Raw genomic sequence first — 7,923 nt, 5'->3', positions numbered from 1 at the left:
GGATATACCGTGCTTTGGAACGATGAAGGAGCACAATTCCCGTTGGGATATGACCCGTATACGGGAACCTTTAATATGGACCGAATTGTCATTTCTCCAAACTTTGTCTTGCCAGGTGTATACCCAACATTTACAGCACTTCGCAACTTAAAGAAGACAGAAATGTACGTGGAGAATGATCAAGGAAAAATGGTTCAAGACCTAGGCGATTTTAGTGAATATACTGGGAAACCGTGGAAGTTCCGTAAAAATGTTATGGCATACGGTGATTATATGAATAGTGGTTATTTATGGGACGTAAAAGACCAGGCAGGACAAGCAGTCAAGGATGGCACATACAACTTTGTTATTAAAACAACACTAGATTATCCAAATGCGAAGCCACAAGAAGTGAAGCTTCCAATCCGTGTTGATTCTGTTGCCCCAGTTGTATCTGATATTCAAGTGCAGCCAAAAGATGAGCAATATGAAATTTCTTTCAAGGCAGTGGACAACGAGGGCGGTAGCGGATATAACGCAGCAATCATCTGGTATAACGGTAAGTATGAATCCTTACAGCCGGGACAAACTTCTGTACTAGTAAAAGAAGAGCCGAAGAGTGTGGTAGTGTTAGGTGCAGACCATGCTTTTAACCACAGCTATACGGTTTGGGGAGATCCTTCTTATATTAATGAAGAAATGCTTGTAAGTTATTTCTCCGTGTATCCAAACAACAACGTAAACACAACCACCCCTGCCCAAATTAATGCGTTTGCCAGTAACCGTGTGAACTGGACAATAAACGTTAAAGATGTAAACGGCAAGGTAGTTGACACGATTGTAGCTGAAAATGAGCATGAAATTCACTTGAAATGGACTCCAGAAGCGGATATTCCAAGCGGTACGTATACAGTTTCAGCAGAAGTAGTAAACAAGCAAGGCTTTAAAGTAACGACAAGTCCGCAAACAGTAACTGTATTGCACCAATAATTAAAAATACGAAAAGAGCCGGCCTCACTATTACTATAGTGAGCCGGCTTTTTCTGTAAAGTGATTCGAAAATTTTTTTCTTAATTATGGTACCCCAAGTACCCCAACTCTGGGTTTCATATGCTGTATTCACAAATAATGAAGTTGATAACACACATCTTTTGGCGATTTTTAATGCACCCACTCCTCAAGTAATTTGGGGTTCTAACATTTTAAATTTTACACCTTCAAATATTATGTCGTATACCTATGGTATGAATGAAAATCAGTGGAAACAGGTAACCGCATCTGTTAAACCTAACACTTATATAGGACCCACCTGATAATCTTGTAATAGAGGATCAGAAAGGATGTCCCATCTAGATATATACCAACACTCAATATCCAACCCCAGAGCTTTACTAAAAACATAAATTCCTTGGGGGAAATTATAACCACAAGGAGTTTTTATTTGTGTTTTTCTCAAAAGGAATTTGACCTCCTTATACTACTCTGCAAATCCTTATTAAAATACCTTTTAAGAAATCTCTCTTCTTCAACTAAACTGCCCCGTTAGTTGTAGAAGAAAAGCTATTACCTTTTAGTTGTTTTAGCTCGATATTAGAGACTTAGATTAATAATTCACCCCATAATATCCGTACCGCTGTACCTGCAATGGCAACATCTTTTTCTTTTGGTGTTACGTATAATAACCCACCTCGTTTTGAAAGCTGTTTGCTGACAATACTTTCTATTGATAACTTTTCACACCAGTAAGGTCCTAATGCACCGTGGGTAGAACCATTTACATGGTCTTCATCAATGCCCTGTGCTGGTGAAAAAAATCTAGAGACAATATCAATTCCCTCCTCATTAGACATACTCGTGATACAAACACCACGTACAGGAAACTGTTTCATTGCAGAAAAATCAGGTTCAAAATCTGCAATGTATTCTTCATGACTTAGTTCCACAATATAATCCAAATCTGTTTTCCCTACATATTTCGGTTTCGTACCGAGCCATTCTTCAAGTTCTGAAGGACATTCAATCTCTTCTAATTGGTACTTCTTAATTGTTATTTCTACCAGTTCATTAAACCATCTTGCTTGCAAAGGACCGCTTAAAGTCTGGAATGTAATAGGGGAATCTAAGGGTAAAATCGATTGTTGCCAAACAATAAAAGCACTGGCTATTGTTCCATGTCCACAAATCGGAATTTCCATCTCTGGAGTAAACCATTTAAGAAAAAAATCATTCCCCCTTTTTTGGACAAAAGCTGTTGTTGGTACGGGTATCTCCTGAGCAATTTTTTGCATGGTCAACTCAGATATTGTTGAATCCAGTAAACATACTGCCGCGGGATTTCCCTTGTAAAGATCTGTAGTAAATGCATTTACGATAAAATACGTGACTCTGTTCAACTCTCCCACCTCATTCTTCGTTACTAATATAAATTTATTTTCATTAACCTGCCCCGTTAGCCATCCATACAACAAAAAACACTGTGCCATAGAGCCCAACCGTTAGTAACTCACATCATTTTATCATTGGTTTTTATTGAACTAAACTGCCCTTTAGTTGTATCGCAGCAACTTAGAAGAGGTTTTATATGTATGATTCCTTTTTGAATTGATGTCTCTATGTATCCAATGATTTGCTCAAAAGTAAAAACGTTTAATTGTTGTTTACTGTGTGTATTTTCATATTTCATATCTTCTAAAACATATGGAATAAAGTCACTAATGTCTTTTGAGTGTACTTCTTCAATATCTATAACTGAACCATTACTATCGAAAATCTCTTTAATTCCATCTGCGACTCCATAATAATCCAATAACAACCCATTTAGAGTTTGAAAATCCCCATGATACAGATTTAAAATATTTTTATCGTTTTCCATTCTGTTTTTTAACCACGGTAAATAAAACCCCTTTAACCACAAGTCATCTGCGATGAGATGTGAATAATACCCTAAGATAAATGAATTATTTTTAACAGAACTGTATTTTTCAATGAAATTTTCATAATCCACATTTCTTGAATAATCATCTACTTCGCCTGAAAAGAAATGTGATAACTCTTTAGGAGACACCGCGTCTGGTGCTATCCCTCCTAATAAAAATGAAGCTTTATCTGATATTGAAACTGATTCAGTAATCTTATAGGCTATAATACTATGCATAATTCTTGAACCCATAATAACCTTCCTTCACATTTTTTTAGTGATTTTCTTCTTACAAAAATTAAAACTTCTTGCCCCCTCGTCAAAGTGCTGGAGAAGGTATTTATACTATATCCTATAAAGTTGAACGAGGAAGTTTGTCTGCACATAGTGAGGCCAATTGCCTCCTTACTATAGTGGGAATTAGTTAGTTCTTAAGTAAGATTAAAAGGCTACCGTGAAGTGAAAGCACCCTCAAGCATCAGTCAAAAAACAGGCGCCTTCTTACTAAAGAAAGCGTCCTGTTTGTTCTTATTCAAGTATTCTAAAACTACTTTTGATTGCTCAAACGTTTTTTATCCTGTATAGCTAACTTTTCCAATCTCAACTAATTCCTTCAGTCCCATGAACATTAAATTCCAACCATGTTCAGCTTTCTTTTTTACTTTCTAAAACTCATTCTCAAGATTAGCCATAAAACTCAATATGTTCTTTCTCGTTCTTGTAATACTCCAGTCGATCCTGCAATGTGCCCGTGTGAAATTCAAACTTATGTCCATCCAAGTCTTCAAAGTAAATGGACTTTTTATCCCGCTCATCCCGCTCCCTGCCAAGCAAAATCGAAACGTTCAATTGGTTCAGTCTGACTAGAGTTTCTTCAAATTCATCCTCGGTAATTGTGAAAGCCATATGTGTGTAGGATTCCTTTATTTCATTACGTGGAATGTCGGTTTCCTCGTTCAGCGCTAGCCATACACCTTCTAAATCAAAATACGCTGTTTTTCTGCCTTTCATCATTAGCTTGGCTCCAAATACTTCCTCATAAAATCTAATAGAACTTTCCAAATCAGAAACGGAAAACAACAAATGGTTTATTTTCATTCCTTACTATCCACTCGTTCAAGCAAACGATAAGGTTTTGTTTCGTACGATTCGTATGCGACATTTCCAGGTTTCATGGCATCATGAATACGAGTAGCAAATTGCTCTCTTGTAACCCATTCGCTGATATTCGTTTCATTCAATTCAACAAACTGTACGTCTATCGTTTCGCCCGGTTGAGGTGTAGGTGTCCCTGCTACCGCCTTCCCTGCATATACAATACAAAAGACTCCGCTAGTGACATTTTGATAAACGCCGACCATGTCCCCAATCTCCGCATGGATTCCCGTTTCTTCGAAAACTTCTCTTGCAACGGCTTTTTTTAAACTCTCACCCGGTTCGACTCGTCCCCCTGGCATTTCATATGTATCGGATCTGTGACCATTTCGAACCAACAATACTTCCCCCGCTTCATTTTGAATGAACGCAGAGACCGCCACCACATATCGCGGGGTTGAATAATCACCTGTCCATTCCATAAAATCTTCAGAGCTTGTCTCAAATAATGGTGGTAATTTTTTTCGGAAGTTTTGTGCCGTTTCATGAAGTTCAGAAACCCGAATCGCTTGATCCACACGCTCAAAATCCTCGCGATCACGGTAACCCCACATAGCCATAATTTCTGTTTTATCCCCGTTCACCCAACGCCCTATTAAACGCGCACCATGCGTCAATTGATTCGGCAATAAATAGGTGTGGAAAAAGTGATTAAACGTCTCCAGCATTTCAGGTTTAATAGTGTACATTTTTCTTCGAAATAGCATACGATACCCGCTTTCAATTAAAGATTACTCTTCTTTTTTAGGTGTGGTTTCTTCATATTCCATCTCATGCTTTGTATCGTGAAGCGATGACGCATTATTATCATCTTTCTTTCCTTCCATTGCATCATCAAATGGCATGTAATGATTCATTGGTAAGCGACGTTTAGTTCCCAGTCTCCAAAGTGTCCAAGCAATCACACCGATTAATATTGCTAAAAATATGTAGCCCATCCGGTATCACTCCTTTTAGTTGATTGTACTTTATCCGTCTCTTATGAGTTCGGGTTAAATCTATTTCATAACTTTTCTACAAACACTAGGAAATCCCCTTTAATTCTCTTGCGCAGCATTTATTCCCTTTCAATTTGGTTTGTTCCTTTTCACGAGGGGTGTATTCCCTTCCGCCCAATTTTACCCAACAAAAAAACCGCAATGCCTCAAGTTTTCACTCGAAACATTACGGTTTTCAAAAACTATTAATTTGAGCTTGCTTGAATTTCTTTATTCTCTTCAGCCGTAAACGCGCGAGATCTGGTCAGAAACCTTTTCCCTTCCACGCCTTCCAGTGAAAACATGCCGCCTCGACCATCTACCACATCAATAATTAACTGAGTATGTTTCCAGTAGTCGTATTGGCTCTTATGCATATAGAAGGGACTGTCGCCGATTGAACCGAGTAGTACATCTTGATCTCCCACTATCAAATCACCTTCCGGGTAGCACATTGGTGCAGACCCGTCACAGCAACCTCCTGATTGGTGGAACATGACAGGACCGTGCTTGCTTTTCAATAACTCGATCAGTTCAAGCGTGGCGTCCGTTGCAGTAACGCGTTCAATCATTGGTCATTCCCCTTTCGATCAAAAGAATCCTAATTTGTTTTCGTTGTAACTAACAAGTAGGTTTTTAGTTTGTTGGTAGTGATTCAACATCATTAAGTGGTTTTCGCGACCGATACCTGACATTTTGTATCCACCGAACGCAGCATGTGCTGGGTAAGCATGGTAACAGTTTGTCCAAACACGACCCGCTTGAATCGCACGACCGAAACGGTATGCTGTGTTCATATTACGTGACCAAACACCTGCTCCAAGTCCGTATAAAGTATCGTTAGCAATTTCAAGTGCCTCTTCTTGGGTTTTGAAAGTTGTTACTGAAACAACTGGACCAAAGATTTCTTCTTGGAAGATTCGCATTTTGTTATTTCCTTTGAAGACAGTTGGTTTCACATAATATCCACCAGCGAATTCGCCTTCAATATTATTGCGCTCTCCACCGATTAAGCATTCTGCGCCTTCTTGTTTCCCGATATCCAAGTAAGACAAGATTTTTTCCAATTGTTCACTTGAAGCTTGTGCACCCATCATCGTATTCGGATCAAGTGGGTTCCCTGTCTTGATTGCTTCAACACGAGCCAATACTTTTTCCATGAACTTATCATAGATAGATTCCTGGACTAGTGCACGTGAAGGGCATGTACATACTTCCCCCTGGTTCAATGCGAATAATACAAAGCCTTCTACCGCTTTATCAAGGAAAGCATCGTCTTGGTCCATAATATCTTCGAAGAAAATGTTCGGTGACTTACCGCCAAGTTCCAATGTTACCGGAATCAAGTTTTGTGAAGCGTATTGCATGATCATACGGCCTGTAGTTGTTTCACCAGTGAAAGCAACTTTGCCAATACGTGGATTCGATGCAAGTGGCTTACCAGCTTCCAAACCGAAACCATTTACAATGTTCATAACACCTGGTGGTAATAAATCGCCCACTAGTTCAGCAAATACTAGAATACTAGCTGGTGTTTGCTCAGCTGGTTTCAACACAACACAATTTCCTGCAGCAAGTGCCGGTGCAAGCTTCCAAACTGCCATTAACAATGGGAAGTTCCAAGGAATGATTTGTCCAACCACACCGATTGGCTCATGGAAATGATACGCTACTGTATCGTTATCGATTTGGCTTAAAGATCCTTCTTGCGCACGAATGGCACCAGCGAAATAACGGAAATGATCGATCGCAAGTGGTAAGTCAGCATTCAATGTTTCACGTACTGCTTTTCCGTTATCCCAAGTCTCTGCGACAGCCAGCACCTCTAAATTTTCTTCCATGCGATCCGCAATTTTATTTAAAATATTTGCACGTTCAGCTACAGACGTATTCCCCCAAGCATCTTTTGCTTCATGTGCTGCGTCTAATGCTAGTTCAATGTCTTCAGATGTTGAGCGAGCAACTTGAGTGAAACTTTTACCCGTAACTGGTGTCACGTTATCAAAATATTCACCTTTAACAGGAGCAGTCCATTGCCCGTTAATATAGTTATCATATTTCTCTTTAAAAGTAACAATTGAACCCTCAGTGTTTGGAAATGCATATACCATTCTCAAGTTCCCCCTTTAATTTGGCCAACTCATTATTTGTATGCGATTTCATAATCTAGTATTCATACAAATTAAGAAGTCTGTACCTCAAATATAGTCAGATAACACCGAATTTTACAACATATTTGTTTATGAAATATGCCCAAGACTATTAATACTATATAAATCTTCTAAAGAAATTAAAGGTGTGACAGTGTATTTCGGACGTTTAGAGAAGTTCCCTTCCATTCCTACTCTTTTTTTTCATCAACTCTTAACAAATACCGGTGATTATATAGATAGAAACCCTCAAGTATCTTCTCGAATTTTAAATTGGAGTAGACACCCTGATAGTTTGAAATCTTTATTAATAGTCTGCCTATCTCTCATGCAAATGGCGCACATATTATAAACTATCTTGCAAGAAGGGAGGTGAACTAATGAATAATTATAGAAAAAGAAGAAATTACAATAGTATTCATCATAAAAATGAAATTGATAGAAGTTTGAGACATACACATAACCATAGTGAACATGAACATGAACATGAACATCATCATCATCAAGTACATGCTGAAAGCAACTATCATCATTCCGAAAATATTGATAAAGAATATAGCCATTCCAATGAATATAAATGGGATAGGGGGCCACAGGGACCTAGAGGACCTGCGGGACCGATGGGGCCTGCTGGGCCTGCTGGACCAGCTGCAATTGGACTTTCTGGAATTGACGGAGCTACTGGACCGATGGGACCCGCTGGAACTGACGGAGCTACTGGACCAATRGGACCTGCTGGATCTGA

The 7,923-nt window shown here is 38.9% G+C and carries 8 protein-coding genes and 2 pseudogenes; 3 read left to right on the top strand and 7 right to left on the bottom strand.

The genetic code is table 11. The annotated features are described in order from the left end of the window. Both AC1DSB_RS10955 and AC1DSB_RS10950 read left to right on the top strand, forming a co-directional pair. On the top strand, positions 1–969 hold a 969-nt coding region (locus AC1DSB_RS10955), incomplete at its 5' end, for an Ig-like domain-containing protein (RefSeq protein ID WP_477586717.1). A gap of 89 nt (positions 970–1,058) precedes the next feature. Next, a pseudogene (locus tag AC1DSB_RS10950) lies at positions 1,059–1,292 on the top strand (cupin domain-containing protein); the annotation flags it as partial. A 285-nt stretch (positions 1,293–1,577) separates the two neighbouring features. On the opposite strand, the gene AC1DSB_RS10945 reads toward AC1DSB_RS10950, so the two are convergent. The 7 genes from AC1DSB_RS10945 to adh all read right to left on the bottom strand — a co-directional run bounded on the left by AC1DSB_RS10945 (position 1,578) and on the right by adh (position 7,139). Then, the gene (locus AC1DSB_RS10945) at positions 1,578–2,381 is read right to left on the bottom strand and encodes a PhzF family phenazine biosynthesis protein (RefSeq protein WP_369758005.1); all 804 of its coding nucleotides are present in this window, start codon (positions 2,379–2,381) and stop codon (positions 1,578–1,580) included. 101 nt (positions 2,382–2,482) lie between these two features. Then, on the bottom strand, positions 2,483–3,148 hold the full coding sequence (locus AC1DSB_RS10940) for a hydrolase (RefSeq protein WP_477586716.1): 666 nt from the start codon (positions 3,146–3,148) through the stop codon (positions 2,483–2,485). A gap of 432 nt (positions 3,149–3,580) precedes the next feature. Then, on the bottom strand, positions 3,581–3,994 hold the full coding sequence (gene fosB / locus AC1DSB_RS10935; protein WP_477531440.1) for a metallothiol transferase FosB: 414 nt from the start codon (positions 3,992–3,994) through the stop codon (positions 3,581–3,583). Then, on the bottom strand, positions 3,991–4,758 hold the full coding sequence (locus tag AC1DSB_RS10930) for an NUDIX domain-containing protein (RefSeq protein WP_477531441.1): 768 nt from the start codon (positions 4,756–4,758) through the stop codon (positions 3,991–3,993). Before AC1DSB_RS10930 ends, fosB begins: the two co-directional genes overlap by 4 nt. Positions 4,759–4,782: 24 nt before the next feature. Further along, a complete protein-coding gene (locus AC1DSB_RS10925; protein ID WP_477531442.1) occupies positions 4,783–4,989 on the bottom strand; it encodes a hypothetical protein in 207 nt (68 codons plus the stop codon). Positions 4,990–5,234: 245 nt separating this feature from the next. Further along, positions 5,235–5,600, bottom strand: a complete 366-nt coding sequence (locus AC1DSB_RS10920; RefSeq protein ID WP_477531443.1) for a DUF779 domain-containing protein — start codon at positions 5,598–5,600, stop codon at positions 5,235–5,237. Between the two features lie 18 nt (positions 5,601–5,618). Continuing rightward, positions 5,619–7,139, bottom strand: a complete 1,521-nt coding sequence (gene adh / locus AC1DSB_RS10915; RefSeq protein ID WP_477531444.1) for an aldehyde dehydrogenase — start codon at positions 7,137–7,139, stop codon at positions 5,619–5,621. Positions 7,140–7,558: 419 nt separating this feature from the next. On the opposite strand from adh, the pseudogene AC1DSB_RS10910 reads away from it, so the two are divergent. After that, positions 7,559–7,923: pseudogene (locus AC1DSB_RS10910) on the top strand (hypothetical protein); the annotation flags it as partial.

The organism is Paenisporosarcina sp. P4_E4_2, assembly GCF_056401595.1.
This window is presented reverse-complemented; position numbering and strand designations above follow the sequence as displayed.

Excerpts from the sequence above, each read along its gene's own strand:
- AC1DSB_RS10940 (WP_477586716.1), bottom strand. The coding sequence starts at position 3,148 with ATGGGTTCAAGAATTATGCATAGTATTATAGCCTATAAGATTACTGAA.
- fosB (WP_477531440.1), bottom strand. The coding sequence starts at position 3,994 with ATGAAAATAAACCATTTGTTGTTTTCCGTTTCTGATTTGGAAAGTTCT.
- AC1DSB_RS10930 (WP_477531441.1), bottom strand. The coding sequence starts at position 4,758 with ATGCTATTTCGAAGAAAAATGTACACTATTAAACCTGAAATGCTGGAG.
- AC1DSB_RS10925 (WP_477531442.1), bottom strand. The coding sequence starts at position 4,989 with ATGGGCTACATATTTTTAGCAATATTAATCGGTGTGATTGCTTGGACA.
- AC1DSB_RS10920 (WP_477531443.1), bottom strand. The coding sequence starts at position 5,600 with ATGATTGAACGCGTTACTGCAACGGACGCCACGCTTGAACTGATCGAG.
- adh (WP_477531444.1), bottom strand. The coding sequence starts at position 7,139 with ATGGTATATGCATTTCCAAACACTGAGGGTTCAATTGTTACTTTTAAA.